This window comes from Streptomyces capparidis (assembly GCF_054782095.1).
On sequence record NZ_BAAGTD010000025.1, the window covers coordinates 1 to 13867 of the forward strand.

11 protein-coding genes are annotated in these 13867 nt (G+C 71.4%); 4 read left to right on the plus strand and 7 right to left on the minus strand.

The genetic code is table 11. The features are described from left to right. Window positions 1-753 precede the first annotated feature (753 nt). Entirely contained in the window at window positions 754-2196 is a 1443-nt protein-coding gene (locus ACYVO2_RS20440) for a pentapeptide repeat-containing protein (RefSeq protein ID WP_461009352.1), read from the plus strand. Window positions 2197-3105: 909 nt separating this feature from the next. Here ACYVO2_RS20440 and ACYVO2_RS20445 read toward each other — a convergent pair. Further along, the gene (locus tag ACYVO2_RS20445; protein ID WP_461009353.1) at window positions 3106-4098 is read right to left on the minus strand and encodes an aldo/keto reductase; all 993 of its coding nucleotides are present in this window, start codon (window positions 4096-4098) and stop codon (window positions 3106-3108) included. A gap of 121 nt (window positions 4099-4219) precedes the next feature. Here ACYVO2_RS20445 and ACYVO2_RS20450 point away from each other — a divergent pair, with 121 nt between their 5' ends. The 3 genes from ACYVO2_RS20450 (at window position 4220) to ACYVO2_RS20460 (ending at window position 8604) form a co-directional block, all read left to right on the plus strand. Next, entirely contained in the window at window positions 4220-4849 is a 630-nt protein-coding gene (locus ACYVO2_RS20450) for a TetR family transcriptional regulator (protein WP_461009354.1), read from the plus strand. A gap of 864 nt (window positions 4850-5713) precedes the next feature. After that, window positions 5714-6046: a hypothetical protein gene (locus ACYVO2_RS20455; RefSeq protein WP_461009355.1), complete on the plus strand. Its 333-nt coding sequence runs from the start codon at window positions 5714-5716 to the stop codon at window positions 6044-6046. A 569-nt stretch (window positions 6047-6615) separates the two neighbouring features. Beyond that, window positions 6616-8604: a protein kinase domain-containing protein gene (locus ACYVO2_RS20460; protein WP_461009356.1), complete on the plus strand. Its 1989-nt coding sequence runs from the start codon at window positions 6616-6618 to the stop codon at window positions 8602-8604. 426 nt (window positions 8605-9030) lie between these two features. Here the strand turns inward: ACYVO2_RS20460 and ACYVO2_RS20465 are convergent, their stop codons facing one another. The 6 genes from ACYVO2_RS20465 to ACYVO2_RS20490 all read right to left on the minus strand — a co-directional run bounded on the left by ACYVO2_RS20465 (window position 9031) and on the right by ACYVO2_RS20490 (window position 13809). After that, window positions 9031-9162, minus strand: coding sequence for a hypothetical protein (locus ACYVO2_RS20465; RefSeq protein ID WP_461009357.1), 132 nt, complete (start codon window positions 9160-9162; stop codon window positions 9031-9033). A gap of 826 nt (window positions 9163-9988) precedes the next feature. Further along, on the minus strand, window positions 9989-10360 hold the full coding sequence (locus ACYVO2_RS20470) for a toxin Doc (protein ID WP_461009358.1): 372 nt from the start codon (window positions 10358-10360) through the stop codon (window positions 9989-9991). Between the two features lies 1 nt (window position 10361). Continuing rightward, a complete protein-coding gene (locus tag ACYVO2_RS20475) occupies window positions 10362-10595 on the minus strand; it encodes a hypothetical protein (protein ID WP_461009359.1) in 234 nt (77 codons plus the stop codon). Between the two features lie 458 nt (window positions 10596-11053). Further along, on the minus strand, window positions 11054-11461 hold the full coding sequence (locus ACYVO2_RS20480) for a hypothetical protein (protein ID WP_461009360.1): 408 nt from the start codon (window positions 11459-11461) through the stop codon (window positions 11054-11056). 519 nt (window positions 11462-11980) lie between these two features. Next, on the minus strand, window positions 11981-12634 hold the full coding sequence (locus ACYVO2_RS20485) for a hypothetical protein (protein WP_461009361.1): 654 nt from the start codon (window positions 12632-12634) through the stop codon (window positions 11981-11983). A gap of 515 nt (window positions 12635-13149) precedes the next feature. Beyond that, the gene (locus ACYVO2_RS20490; protein WP_461009362.1) at window positions 13150-13809 is read right to left on the minus strand and encodes a hypothetical protein; all 660 of its coding nucleotides are present in this window, start codon (window positions 13807-13809) and stop codon (window positions 13150-13152) included. Between the last annotated feature and the right edge of the window lie 58 nt (window positions 13810-13867).

The following is a 13867-nucleotide window of genomic DNA, read 5'->3' on the forward strand; positions in this document are numbered from 1 at the left end:
GTTCGCCGTGCGCGCGCGGGTGAGTAGGTCACATGGGAGACCGTCATCCCGCCCAGGGGCAGGATGCGGATGGCGCCGCCGAAGTCGTCCGCGTGGTCGCTGTGGAGCACGACGGGCATCGAAGGTTGCGCCACGTTCTCCCACCACCAGGCGAACCGGTGCTCCTTCGGCTAATCCGCGCTGCGCAATACGATGTCCACTGCTTGTCCCCCTTCAGCAAGCTCGACAGTTCCTCTCCCCGGCCGCCCAGCCTCTGTGCACGTCACGGGCGCGGGTGCACTCTCCACCGCCCGTCCACGCAGAACCCGCTCCCACCAACCGCCTCCGCAAGGCCCGGCGAGGTGCACCACCCACCGGCGGTCCTCCAGCGCAGCAGTTCGGGCGTTGTCCAGCAGCCCGTTCGCCGACCGTGGACAAAAAGCCGGTGATGCCTGGTGCCCTTGTTATCGCGCAAGGGTTCTTGTTCACACTGGCGCCAGCCCTGTGACTCTCGGTCTTCTTGTGGGCCCGCGCTCTGGGATGCCTCCTCTCCCCGACGCCGTGGCACCCACGGGCCACCAGGGCAGACACCTCCCTCCCGGCACAGGGCACCGCCGCGCCGAGCGGGCACCTGCGCAGAGCAGTCGGCCGACGTCGCGATGTCCAGGTTCTCCGGCTGCGATGCGCGGGGGCGGCGGTGGAGGGCAGGATGCCAGGGTGACCTGGTCTCGTCGGCCGTTACGGCCGGTGTCGTGGTGGTGGACCCTCGCAGGGGTGGTGCTGGTGACCGCGGCGGTGGCGTTGTCGATGTGGGCGCTGCTGGCGCAGACCCACGGTCTGCGCGGGCAGGCGAGGGCGCAGGCCCGGATCGAGGCGGTCAAGACCGCAGTGACGGTGGGTGCGGGCACGGGCGGGGTGGTGGCGTTGCTGCTGGCCCTGCGCCGCCAGTGGCTGAGCGAGCACGAGCAGGTCCACCGTGAGAGGGTGGACACGGCCACCGGGCATGACGCGAGCGAGCGGCGTATCACCGAGTTGTACACGGCGGCGGCCGGGCAGCTCGGCGGGTCGGCCCCGGCACGGCTTGCGGGCCTGTACGCCCTGGAGCGCCTGGCTCAGGACCACACCGCGCACCGGCAGACCATCGTCGACCTCATCTGCGGGTACCTGCGTCTGCCCTTCCCCGCCACCGCCCCCGTTCCTACGCCCGGTCCGGAGCTTGCCGGGCTGCCGGAGTCGGACCGGGCGGCCCGGGTGACCGCGGACGCGTCGGCCGCAGAGCGGTGGGGGCAGGAACGCGTGGTTCGCCTGGCCGCGCAGCACATGCTCGCCCGGCACCTGTATGTAGACGCGGACGACTTCGACCACCGCACGGCGCTGCGCGCGGACCCGTCGGATCCAGTGTTCTGGCCGGGGATCCGGTTGAACCTGGCCGGTGCAGTGCTGCTGGACTTCGAGTTCGCCGGCAGGAGGGTGGCGCTGGCCAACTTCAGCGGTGCGCGCTTCATCGGTGACACCAACTTCGCCCACGCCGAGTTCACCGACCACGCCTTCTTCCACGACGCTCGCTTCGAGAACGGTCCGGGGCACTTCCTGGGCGCCTGGTTCGGGTCGCGGGTGGTCTTCAGCGGCGCCGACTTCGGAACGCACCAGGCCCGGTTCGACGAGGCGACCTTCACCGGCATGGTCTTCCTGGACGATGTCGCTTTCGGCGGCGGAGTCTCCCTGGGATGGTGCCCGGGCCCGCGCAGACTTCGACCCCAGCTGGGGCTCCGCACGGGAGTGGCCGCAAGGGTGGGCAGAGCGGCCTCTGGCCGCAGGCGAACGCATGCCTCGCCCCTGCTGCAGCCGCTGGGTGGCACTTTCCGAAGGCCCTCCCGGCGACACCACCTGGGCGGTGGTGGAATCCGCCCTCACCGCAACGGGGCACCGGCCATCGCAGTGACCCCGGCACCCGCGCGGGCCGTCAGGGCGGCAACCTCCGAAGGCGCACCCACTCGGCCGGTACGGCGGTCGAATCCCGAAAGGGGCCGACCGTGTGTGCGTGGCAGCGGTAGCTGGACTTGGTCCACGGTCCTGGGTTCCTGCGACCTCCTGCGGGCCGGATCGGCGACGGTCCCACCTGTGCAGGCGGGGCACGAGTGGACAGCCGCCGGGAGGAATCTTTCCCCCTTGCCCGCAGCTTCCTTCACCAGCGTAGGGGTCCGTTTTGACCCTTGACCACCCCTTGACCGGACGGTTTGTCCCGCAGCGAGTTCCGCGGGCGGGGCGGGTGCTGGACGCAGAGGCTCCCAGCCGCCCGTCCGGCAGCTTGCGAAGGGGGGCCGGTCACCGACCGCACCTGATGCTCCGGCCGAACACACCCCCCGTACCCGCACCCTGCACGCGGCGGGGCCGGGACGCGTTCGCCGTCCGGCGGCGCCGGGCGGCCAGGGCCTGCTTGTCCGGCGCGGTCGCCGGGCGCAGGTGGGGGGTCGTCAGACGGTCCTTGCGGTGCCGGTGGGCGGCCGCCCGCCGCGGCTCGCTCCCGGAGGGGTGCCAGGCGTGGCGGGCGCGGTGGGGTTGGGGGCCGCGGTGGGTGGGTTCTGGGCGGTCCGGTGTTGCCGGATGCGGCGGTTGGTGTCGGCGGTGAGGGCGGCCAGGCGCCTCCGGGTGCCTTCCACGGCGGCCAGGTCGGTGTCCTCCCGGGTGCGGTCGCCGTGCGGCTGCGGGGCAGGACCCGAGGGCGGCCGGTCGGCCGGGGCGCGCCCGGGACGGCGGGGGTGGCGGGGGGACGGGCGCGCCGCGCGAGGCCCAGGCGGGCCTTCAGCACGGCGGCTGCCAACAGGGCGCGCTGGTAGCGGGTGCCGGGCCCGGGCAGCAGGCGGGCCACGGCGGCGCCGGCGCCGATGCCGGGCGGGTGCAGGGCGGTGAAGTCCGCGGTCCACCAGCCACTGCCGCGCTCGGTCGGGATGCAGTGCTCGGCGACCGCACGGTCCACGATGCTGTCGGCGAGTACCACTGCCGCGTCGAGCTCCCACCTTGCAAAAGGCTTGAGCCCCCCGCCCGGAACCCCCTGCCATCGGCACTGGCCCGCGTGCCGCCTTTGGCCGACGGGCCCTGCGTCGCATGCGCGTGTGCCTGGCGCGGTCAGTCTGTGGTGAAGCTGGACAGCATCGCAGCGGGGTAGCGGCTGCCTGCCGAGCCGTGGGGAAGGATCTCAGTGATGCGGGCCAGATCAGCGGCGGAGAGCTGGACGTCGGTGGCGCCGGCGTTCTCCTCGAGGCGCTTGGTGCTGCGGGTGCCGGGAATGGGCGCGATGTCCTCGCCCTGGGCGAGCAGCCAGGCCAGTGCGAGTTGGGCGGTAGTGATGCCCTTGCTGTCGGCCAGATTCTTGAGCTGATCGATGGCGTGCACGTTGTACGTGTAGTTCTCGCCCTGCCAACGCTCGTCCCAGCTGCGCATGTCGTCCGCGGGGTATTCGCTGGCGGGCTTGACCTGGCCAGCGAGGAAGCCGCGACCGAGCGGGGAGTAGGGCACCAGGCCGATGCCGAGTTCCCGCAGAACGGGAAGGATCTTCTCCTCCACCTCCCGCTCGAAAAGCGAGTACTCGTACTGGAGCACGGAGACCGGGGTGACAGCGTGGGCCCGGCGGATGTACTGGGGGCCGACGTTGCTCAGGCCGAAGTACTTCACCTTGCCTTCGGTGATCAGTTCGCCGACCACGCCTGCGACCTCCTCGATCGGAACGGCGGGGTCGGAGATGTGCTGGTAGAAGACGTCGATGTGGTCGCTCTGCAGGAACCGCAGGCTGTTCTCGGCGACCTTGCGGATGTTTTCCGGGCGGCTGTTGAAGCCGGAGCCCAGCGGCTGGGCGGTCATGTCGAAACCGAACTTGGTGGCGAGGACCACCTCGTCGCGGAAGTCGCGGACTGCCTTGCCCAGGAGGATCTCGTTGCTGCCGGTACCGGCCCCGTACAGCTCGGCGGTGTCGAAGAGGTCGATCCCGAGTTCGTGGGCGCGGCGGATGGTCGCGATGCCCTCGTCGTCGTTCGAGGCGCCGTAGGCCATGGACATGCCCATGGTCCCCAGGCCGAGCGCTGAGACGCGCAGACCCTGAGAGCCCAGATTGCGGTGCTGCATGACTACTCCCTCAGTGTTCGCCGGTTTCACCCGCAGAGGCCAAACCGAACTGTTCCGTTTGACTCTACGCGGCGATCGCCCGGATGCCAAACCAAACGGTTCGGTGCTCTATCCTGGGTCTATGTCCCAGTCCCGCGACTCCGGCCAGACCGCAGCGCCCGCAGGAGCCGCTGGCGGCCGTGACACCGCGCGCGAGCGCATCCTTACCGCTGCCATGGAGGAGTTCGCTCGCCACGGCATTGCCGGCGCGCGCGTGGACCGCATCGCCAAGCTCGCCAAGACCAGCAAAGAACGCGTCTATGCCTACTTCCGCAGCAAAGATGCGCTCTATGCCGCTGTCGCTGCACGGGAGTACGTCGTCATCGCCGAGGCCACCCAGATGGACCCGTACGACCTGCCTGGCTACGCGGGCCGCCTGTTCGACTACTTCGTCGCCCGTCCAGACCACCACCGCCTGATCACCTGGGGCCGCCTCGAACTGCCGGGCACCAGAGCCGTTGCCGACGATCCCGACCAGGCAGTGATCGCCCGCAAAATCGACCAGCTCCGCCGGGTGCAGCAGGCTGGACAACTCGACCCCGCCTGGGACCCGGCCGATGTCCTCGCCCTGGTCAACCAGATCGCCATGACCTGGGCGTCGCAACCCGAACTCAGCGAGGCCGCCGCCGCACACGCCGTGGACCCCACCACCGCTGCCCGCCGCGCCGCGGTGGTGACCGCTGTCGAACGGCTTTTCCCTCGAGCACGCTGAGGTCCCCCGGACCGGCGGCAGCCCTGTCCAAACGGCGTTGGCCGCCCTTGCCGCTCACCAGTGGGCGCATCCGGCTGACGAATCAGTGCTCCTGGGCCAGGGAAACAGAGGCGGGCGCCAGACGGCCCAGATGGAGTGGCTGCGCCGACTGCTCGCGGAGTAGCGAGGCAGGCTGGAGCCCGAGAGGCACGCCGCCGACGGACGGTGCGGAGCGCCGACCCGGCTCAGCCGTCTGCCGCCGTTGTTGCTGGAGGGCCCGGTCGCGCTCGTCCAGTGCGCTTGGCCCACCGCGGGCGAATACTGCAGCTCTCGAATACCGACACTCCACCAGTGGGGCTCCGACGGGCGGCTGACGTGTGAACCGTGCCCGTGGGAGTTCGACGCCCCCGCGGACCGTGTCACCGCCCGACCCGGGCAGGACTACACGGCCGTCCCGACTCGCCGCTCCCCCGCCGCGCTGCGCCAGGCCCGCACACGCCGCCACCGCCGCGGCACCCGACCTGCGGCCGGGGGCGGCGCTCGACCCGCGCCACCACCGCCGGCCGCCGTCACCGCGGCCGCGGCCGGGAACGCGCCGCCACCGCCTCCCGCACCACCGCCTCCGGCGCCGCCGGGCGTCCGCGCCGCCGAGGCGCCCTGGCGGCTGGAGATCCTGCCCGGGCCCGCCGACCACCCCGGGGTTCGGCAACTGCTGCACCGCGCCGGCTGCTGGGCCGCCGCCCGCACCACCACCCCCCTCACCGACACCGAACAGGCCCGGCTCCGCGGCCAGGCCCACGTGGGGCTGTGCGACACCTGCGCCGGCGACATCTCCCCGGGCAACCGCGCCGGGGGCGAGGGCCCCCGCCGCCGTAGCATCTGTTCGTGAGCACGTTCGATTTCCCGGCCGACCTCGTTCAGGCGCAGCGCGAGCTGGAGCAGGCGCAGGCCGACCTGTCCGCCCTGTATGCGCGGCTGCCGCGGTTTCCCGAGCCTGTGTCGGAGCCGTACACCGACGCCCGTGGCATCCAGCACCCGCCCAGCCCTGGCTGGAGCGAGGAAGAGCACCGGGCCGTCGCCGACCTGCTCAAGCGGCAGCAGCACCTTGCCGAGACCATCGCCACCCACTTCTTCTGGCAGACCCTGGAGGGCCCGGCCTTCGTCGAGGCGCGCAGCGCGCTGAAGCGCGCCACCGGCACGACGACCGCCGGCACCTGACCTCCGGCACCCCGGGGGCGAGCGGGCCGCCGCGCGAGGCCCGCGGGGCCGGCCGGTCATCCGCTGGCGGGGTGTAGCCGGCCCCGGCCGTCGGCACGTCGCCCGGGGCGAGGTCCGGACGCAGCCGCAGCGCGCATACCGGATGTCGCCAGCGCCCGGCGTCGACGGCTGTGTCGCCAGAGAACTCCACCACCGCGGAGGGCTTCACGCAGGTGAACCCCACCGGCGTGCGGCTGCCCCACCGGGCGGTGATCCGGCCTCCTTGCCGGGGGTGTGTGGGCCTGGCAGGGGCGAGCACGCGGGCGACATCGCCGACGAATGTGTCGGTGAGCGGGGTGGTCGGGCGACCAGGCGCAGCATGCTGTCGGTGTCGTAGCGGCCCAGCAGCACGGTGGCGGGGCGACCGTGCCGACCTCATCCCACCGCCGTGGCGGTGGGTCTGCGGGTGACGGCAGATCCTCCCCGGAAGTCGGTTCGAGGCAACCGCTGACCCTTTGCAGACCTCTTGAGCCTGCGGTGGACGCACGGCAGCAAGGAGGCCATGTGGAGTTACTCAAGGCGATCCGTCGATGGTGAGTGATTACCGGATCGAGGGTCGCCTGGGCACGGGAGGGATGGGTGTGGTGTACCTGGCCCGCTCTTTATCCGGCGAGCAGGTCGCGGTGAAGGTGATCCGTGAGGAGTGGGCCCAGGACCCCGGCTTTCGAGCACGCTTCGAACTGGAGGTCGCCGCTGCGCGGATGGTGCACAGCGCATTCACCGCGCCGGTGGTGGACGCGGATCCCTGTGCGGTGCGGCCGTGGATGGCAACGCTGCTGGTGCCGGGTGAGTCCTTGTCCGCGCGCGTCCGCAACGACGGAGCCTTGCCGGATGGGGAGTTGCGGCTGCTGGCAGCAGGACTTGCCCAGGCGTTGCGAGACATTCACCGGGCCGGGCTGGTCCACCGGGACCTCAAGCCGGGGAACGTGCTGATGACCGCAGACGGGCCGTGCGTCATCGATTTCGGGGTGGCGCGGGCCATGGACGGCAATGCGCTGACCTGTACCGGCCAGGCGGTGGGTACCCCTTCGTTCATGGCACCGGAACAGTTCACCGCCCCACGCGACACCGGGCCGGCGGCGGACGTGTTCGCCCTGGGTTGCGTGCTGGTCTTCGCCACGACCGGGAGCAGCCCCTTCGCGGCGGGCACTCCCGAGGTGGCGGCCTACCGGGTCGTACACGAGCCTCCCGACCTGCACGGGGTTCCGCAGTGGCTCGTACCGCTGGTTCGCACCTGCCTGGACAAGAGGCCGGACGGCCGGCCGCAACCGCACGAGGTCCTTGAGTGGCTCGCCCGCGCACAGACCGCACCTGCCCAGGACCTGACGGGGAGAATCCTGCACACGGGGAAGCGACTGCTCCGCAGCAAGCCAGCCGCGGTGTCCGCCGCGTTCGTCCTTCTGGCGGGGACTGCCGTCGTCGGCTTTCAGGTCGGAGCGACCTACGGCACGTCAGGCGGCACCGACCAGCACGCCGGGGATTCCAGCGTGCCCCGCGAGGACCCCGCCAGATGGTCGACTGCCCTGAGCAACTCCTCACGAAGCGGAGGGAAGTGCGTACTCGACGGAGTGGCTCTGTATTGCGGCTCCGACACCACTCCCGTCACACGCATTGATACGCGCACCGGGCACACGGTCTGGCAAAGCCGCGGGTCCGCAGGGTCAGGCTTTCCTGCTGCCTTGATCGAGGGGCAGCTCTTCGTGGAGCAGGGCGGGGAAGTGTGGGCGCTGAGCGCAAAAACCGGAGCAGTGAAATGGCTAGTTATTTCCGGGAAGTCCCAGCGCGTCTCCTTGGGAGGAACAACGGCCTACGCCATCATGTACGGCAGCGCGGTACACCCTTCCATCGAGAGCATCACTGCCATCAACGCCCACAGCAACACACGGCGATGGAAGAGGACCTTTTCAGCCGATGAGATCACAGCGGATCCCATCACCACCAGTGCCGGGCTTTTCCTCACCAACAGCAACGGAGTGGCGGTCATCGACCAGGACACCGGCAGAACGCTGCACCGGATGAGGATGGAGCTGTCGTTCGTGGCACGGTGTGCGACCACTCGGCATGCCGCCTACCTGTCCGACCCGTACAAAGGGATCCTGCTCCGCGTAGATCTGCACACCCTCCACAAGCATCCGAGTACCCATCAAATCGAGCAAAAGCAGGATAAATACACGGGAAGGATGATTGTCGCCGCTGAGATACGCACAGGACGCACCCTGTGGCAGGCAAAGGCGCCGGAGATGACGACCACAGATCCACTGGTCACCTCCAGCCACGTCTACGTGGGCATGAGAAACGGGGGCGTCATCGCGTACGACAAGGGCAGCGGGAAGGAAGCATGGCACACCGGCCCGCCGACTACTCCAGGCTCCCGGGATTCCGGTCCCGCAGCACCGCGACAACTGCTTTTCGACGGGGACAGGCTCATAGTCGTCCACGGTGATCTGACAATCCGGCGTATCGACCCCGCTATACCCGACGCCCCCGCAGAGCAAGCCGAGCACGCGATCGATCGGTAAGTGGTCACGAAGCACACGCACGGGGACGGGCGGCCGCACCAAGAGTGGCGGGCCCGGAGCACCGGCGGTGCGGGGTGCGCGGCGGCGGCACGTCGCAGGCCCGGCTTCAGCCCTCCGTGGCCGCCGCCCTGCCATGCCGCCCGAGCGGGGTCAGGCGCGCCTCCGGGGCGGCGGAGCCCGGGCCCGACGCGGCGGTGCAGGGCGGAGCTGTCGCAGGCGTACTGACACCAGCTGACACAACGCAGGCACCGTCACTGGTACGAGGCCGACCGATCGCGGTGCCCCCCGGCGCGGTCAGCGCGCCGAGCCGGTCCCCGGGCCCCGCAGGTTTGTGGGAAGCCCGTCGGCCCGGACCCTGCGCACTCCGGTCACCACGACGAGCGCCAGGACGGCCGGGCCCCGCTTGGCCGGGCCGCCCGCAGGTGATCAGCAGGTGACCCCGGCGGCCTGCCGCGCCGCGGTGATGTGCCGGTACGCCTGACGGGCCGCGTCGACCAGTGGCGCACGCAGCACCAAGGCGGTGGCCAGGGTGTTCACCGCCGGGGTGTCCAGCGTCACCACGGCCACCACTCGCCGCAGGTCGTCGACGGCCTCGGGGGGGACCGCGCTGGATCGCAGAACGAAGCGCTGCAGAACTCGAACAAGTAGCGCAGTTTTTCCGTGCCCGGCTCGCGAGCCCGGCGCAGCGCTCAGCACTTGCCAACCGCCTCCAGTTCCCAGGCGGGTAGGGTCAGCACGTACAGCCTGTCGGGGGCGGGTGTTCGGGCGGGGCGGTGGCCAGGCGGGCCAGGAGGTGGGCTGCTTGGTGGTAGGTGACCGCGGGTAGCACCAGCTGGTCCTCGCCCTCGGCGGCTTCGGCGGCGGCAGCGAGCATGGACAGCACCCGATCCGCGAGACAGCCGGCGTCCTTCGCCCACGCCGGGTCGGCGGGGAGCACGCACGGCCGGTCCTGCCCGATCTCCCAGTGGGCTCCAGCGACCAGGGAGTCGGCGGAGGCGGTGGACGGCCGGGTACCGCGCGAGCCGGAGGCCCGGCAGGGGCTCGACGCCCGGCGGGGGCGGTGGGGTTGAAGGCGACAGCGGCCGGGTCGGACCGTGCGGCGGACGCCGGACCGGGCGGTCGTCTCGCGCAGGCCGTGGCGTGGTCTGTGCCGGAGCGCCCCGGCCGTCCCGCGGGGCCGGGCAACGCACGGCGCCAGGTCCTGCTCCGCTTTCGTCGGGCCGCTACAGGGGCGCCTGGGTCTCCTCCGCCGCGTTCGTGCGGTTCCCCATGGGACGGCGCATGACCATCTGGTCCGTGAGAGCGCAAAGGGCGGGGACAGGCGCGAATCGGCGTGCATGTCCGCCGTCCTGTCCGTGCCCGTTCCTTTCCGTGTGCTGCTGGTTCAGAGCCGCCAGCGGCGGATCTGGTCGGCGCACGCGTAGACGTCCGCGCGTCCCGCGCGGACTTGTTTGGCCAGGTCACTGAGTGCCCCGTAGGGTGCGTCGACCGCTTCACCGGATGCCGCCATGTAGGCCACCGCGACCAGCGCCCCGTACAGGGCGTTGCGGGCGGGCAGCGGGCGCACCGACACGATCTCGTGGAAGAGGGCTGCCGCGCGCCAGGCCGCGTCCGCGGTGCAGTCCAGCCTCGGCGTGTTGACCCGGTGCCGGGCGACCGCTGCGACCAGGCCGGAGAAGTCGTGGACGGTTGGCTCTTTCGGGAGTACCTCGGCCTGGCGCTCCAGCAGCCAGCGGATGTCGACGTGCAGCTCCACCTCAGGCGGCCTGCCCGGTGGCGCTGTCCGGCTCTTCCTCGGGGAACGCCTCGGCGAACTCCGCGGCGTGCTTGGCCAGGAAGGCCGCCGCTGTGGCGGCGCTGCCGTCCAGGCGAGGGTCGCGCTCGGCCGCCTGCGTGATCAGGGCGGTCACGGTGGTGCCCTCGGCCTGGGCGCGTGCGACGAGGCGGGCGTGGACGTCGTCGTCGAGCCGGATGTTGATCTGCTTGGTCATGCACCCCATCGTATAGCAGCCCGCTATACGACGGAGCGCGGTGAGGCGATCCCGGCCGCTTCGGGCCGCCACAAGGCGGACGCCGGAGCCGGGACGAGGGGCGAAGGCCGAGTGGCGGTGCAGATCCGGCGGTCCGTGCCGGGTTCCGGGCACAACGCGGAGCGGGCCGACGCGAGCGGACGGCATCCGCCGCGCCGCGCGGGGCTCAGCGGCGAAGGGCCCGGGAGGGACCGCAGGGCCACGGACAGGCACCGGGGGCAAGGCGCGGGCCGCGGGCCCAGGACCGCCGGGGCAGCGGCGGAGCCGCAGGGGCAGCACGCGCCGAGCGCAAAGCCGGGCAGAGCCGCGGCCCCGCACGGCGGCCCGGGCGGCGACCGGCGCAGGACGGGCGCCGGATGGAGTGGGCAGCCGGGATCTGCGGGTGCCGGAGGTGCTGGCCCCGTTGCATTCGTGCGGGGTCAGGCGGCTCCGGCGCGCCAGTTGCGCGACTGGCAGAACCGGTCGTCACTGGGTTCGGGCTCGTCATGGTCCAGGCAGACTCTGAAGGTGTACACCTTGTCCTCGTTGAGGTTCCACGGCGGACCGTCCGCCTGGCCCTTGGTGACGCAGGTGCCATGCCCGCTGGCGGATAGGATGTAGCGGTAGCTGCCGTCGGGGTTGATGACGTAGGCAACCGCGCGCCAGCCGTCGGCCTGCTGGTCGCAGAGCTTCAGTGTGTCGCCGGCACGGGTGAATTCGATTCTGCCGCCGGCGCGGTCGTCGCTGGTGTCGAGCTGGTGGTCCTCGGCATGGGCGCTGGTGGCCATGGCCAGGGTGGTCACCAGCGCAGCCACTGTCACCCCCGCGACCTGGAGTGTGCGCTTCATGGTTCTCCCTTGCTGTGATGAGGTTTTGTCCACGCGCGTTGCGACGGCGGTACCGGGTCTGCGGCCCGGCGGTGGGCGACGATGGAGGCCGCCGCGGTACGGGTTTCAGCCGCCGTCTAGAGACGGGCCCGCGGTGGAGGTCGCCTGGTACAGGAGGGTGTCGGCGAGGCCGTCGGCCGTGTGATGGCTCTCTCGCGTTCACGATTCACAGTTGGGGTGCGAACGACTCGAACGAGTAGTGTCCCAAGGGATGTCGCTTGGTATCGGCTCGCCGTAGTCGGCATCGGGGCCGCTCCGGTGATCCATCCGTCCAGTCGTCGAAGCGCAGATGAGAGACTGTGCCCACCAGCGACCTCGTAGTCCGCCTGCGCTGTCAGGACCGCACCTTATGCCAGCGGAGAGCGGGGGCCTCCTTGACTGTGATCGAGGGTTGCTCGCGGTCCAGGACACGGCCGCTCAAAGCGTGTTCGACGCGTGTGCCCACCTTCTCGCGGCAGATGCACGTCTCGCTGCTCGTGTTTACCGGTACTCCAGGTAGGCGTTCAGTACTCCTTGTTTACCGTCGCCGTAGGTCTTAGTCTCGGTGAGGACCTTGAATCGGTATACCGGATTGCACTCCTCGAACCACCGGGTCCAGTACGTTTTGCTCGTTCCTTGAGTTCTCGTATCCCTCGGGTTCTGGAGGGTGGCACCTATCATTCCGTCCCACCAGGTACTCCAGCGGTCTTTCGTTTTCAGTTTCCGCCAGCCCCAACCGCTTCCCGAGGTCCAGTGTCCGCATCTCAAGGGCATGGTGTTCTCGCCCTGGACATAGCGATAGGTCTTCACACGATGGCCTCGTGTCTCACCGTCGCATGGGCCGCCCCTGCCAGCCGGTCCGTCTGATATGGCGTCGGGTTGGGTGTCGTCCGGCCAAGCGAGGTCGTCGGGGTAGGTGCGCCCCGGCTCAGTCAGCGGACCGGGCGCATCGTGAGGATCAGGCCCTGTCCAATCGTCTGTCGTGACGGTGCCCGAACGGTGCTTTGCCGTTCCCTCTTCGGCGAAGGCGGGGTTGACGGCCACCGTGGCCGCGAGCAGCGCGGTGGAGAAGGCAACCGTGACGGCAGCCCTACCGGCGCGGCCGGAGACCGTCGTGATCACGCCGCCATGCGGCGCAGCCGTTCTGCGCTTCACGAGCGCACCCCCCATTGATCGGCTGAGCGGGAGGGCGCCATGCCATCGCAAGGCGCCCGTGCTTCGACTCTCACGGCGGCTGGACGTTGTCCGTAAGGTCGAATCAAGCCGGAAAGGGCGCAGGGGATGAGAGGGCAGGGCGGTCCCCTACCCAGGGCGCCGTTCCTCCCCTTGGCTGGTGGGCCGTTGCTCTCCCTTGCTGCCCGGTGGCCGGGCCGTCGGGCAGCAAGGGAGGCGCTGTGGCCACCGCCCCGACCGCGGCCCGGGTCGCGCCGCGACGTCGCTGCGCTCCTGCGCACTGCCGGGCCAGCGCCGGTTCGCCTCGCCGGGCTGGGCCGCGAGGCCGGCCGGGAGGCGGGGCCCGAGCCTGGCCGAGCGCGCCTACGCGCAAGACGCCCCCCGCTGCCGCCGGAAGGGCTCGCACTGGTGCGGCGCCCCGCGGGAGCCGCACCGCGCCGTGCACGGCAACGCCGCCTGGAGGTCCCGCCGCAGACTGTCGAGGCGCTCGGCCAGCCCTACACCGGCCAGCGCTCGTGGCGGGCGTTGTGGTCCGTGGGGCGTAGCGGTTCGGGCAGGCGGGGGCCGTCGGGGTGGTGGGTGGCGTGGCCGAGGAAGGAGGCGGCGTCCGGCATGGCGGCGAGGGTGGCCCGGGTGGCGGTGCCGGTGACCACGAGCAGGGTGGCGGGGGCGTGGCGGGTGATGTCGTACAGCGCGGTCACGGGGGAGGTGCGCGGGGTGCGGGCGGGGCGCAGGCGGTGCACGTCGGCCAGGACGAGCAGGGGGACGCCGCGCAGGAGGTGATCGGTCACCCACACGCTCGCGTCAGCGCCGCAGGGCACGGGGTGGCCCAGGCCGGCGGCGAGGTCGGCCAGTAGCGTGCGGCCCGGCTGCTGGTCGGGGATGGTCCACCACAGCGGGCCGGGGCCGGGGCGGCGGGTGCTGCCGAGCCGACCGGAGTTCCAGGCGGCGTGAACGGCGGAGGGCAGCACAGTGTGGAGGGTGCCGTGGAAGTCGGTGTCGTCCAGGATCAGGGTGGGCCAGCCGCCGTCCTTGGCCTCGGTCAGCGCTGCGGCGAGCTCGCGCACCGCCTGCCTGTCCGGGGCGGCGACCGGCGCTGCCGCGGGTATGGCGCCTGCCCGCGGGGCTGGGCCACTGCCGGGCCGGGCCACGGTCATGACCCGGTCCTCACCGTCCGGCCGGCTCGCGACGCCTGGTGGGGCCCGGCGGGCCCGG